1 protein-coding gene is annotated in these 1,078 nt (G+C 45.1%); it reads left to right on the forward strand.

What is annotated here, in order from left to right:
- Window positions 1–830 (forward strand): inosine/guanosine kinase (locus R7P35_RS25985; RefSeq protein ID WP_318093346.1); only part of this gene is annotated, 830 nt, incomplete at its 5' end.
- Between the last annotated feature and the right edge of the window lie 248 nt (window positions 831–1,078).

A 1,078-nucleotide genomic window follows, 5' to 3' on the forward strand; every position in this document is an offset into this window, starting at 1 on the left:
ATGGTGAACGTACATTCGCGATTAACGAAGGTCACATGAACCAACTTCTTCCAGAAAGCATTCCTGAAGAAGTATTTGAGAAAGCGTCTGCGCTTGTTGTTTCTTCGTACCTAATGCGCGGTAAAGAAGAAGACCCAATGCCTAAAGCAGTGCAACGCGCGATTGATTTTGCCAAGAAGCACGATGTACCTGTTGTTCTTACTCTAGGTACAAAGTACGTGATTGAAGGCAATGCGGAATGGTGGCAAGAGTACATTCGTGAAAACGTATCTGTTGTGGCTATGAATGAAGAAGAGGGCGCGGCGCTTACAGGCGAAAGCGATCCACTCGCTGCTGCGGATAAAGCACTTGAGTGGGTAGATCTTGTTCTTTGTACTGCCGGGCCAAACGGTCTTTATATGGCAGGTTACACTGACGAAAAAGTGAAACGTGAAACTACACACGATATTCTTGAAAGCTCTATTGAGGAATTCAATAAGTTTGAGTTCAGCCGCGCAATGCGCAAAGAAGATTGTGTGAATCCAATGAAAGTGTATTCACACATCGGTCCATACCTTGGTGGCCCTCTAGAAATTAAGAACACTAATGGCGCGGGTGATGCTGCACTATCTGCACTGCTGCATGACATGGCTGCAAACTCTTTCCATCAGAAAGAAGTGCCTACTTCAGAGAAACACGAAGTACGCTGTCTGACGTATTCATCACTTTCTCAAATTTGTAAATACGCGAACCGCGTGAGCTACGAAGTGCTAACTCAGCACTCTCCTCGCCTATCGCGAGCTCTGCCAGAACGCGAAGACAGCTTAGAAGAGACCTACTGGGATCGCTAAGAAGGTTAGCTTTAGAGCAAAAATATACTTAGGTCACCGTTTGGTGGCCTTTTTGTTTTGATCTAGCGCAGTATTTAGTGGATTTTGTTACTATGTAGCACGCGAAGGCGCACGAACTTCTTTACACCTAAATTTTAACCAGTATTATTTTCGCGCAAACGTTTGCGCAACAACGATACAGTCTACATAGATTGCTTGATGTTGAACGCCGCGTGTTAGCCATATTTGGGAGTATCCATGCAGTCTGA

The organism is Vibrio sp. Vb0304, from assembly GCF_033338995.1.
GTDB classification, from domain to species: domain Bacteria; phylum Pseudomonadota; class Gammaproteobacteria; order Enterobacterales; family Vibrionaceae; genus Vibrio; species Vibrio alginolyticus.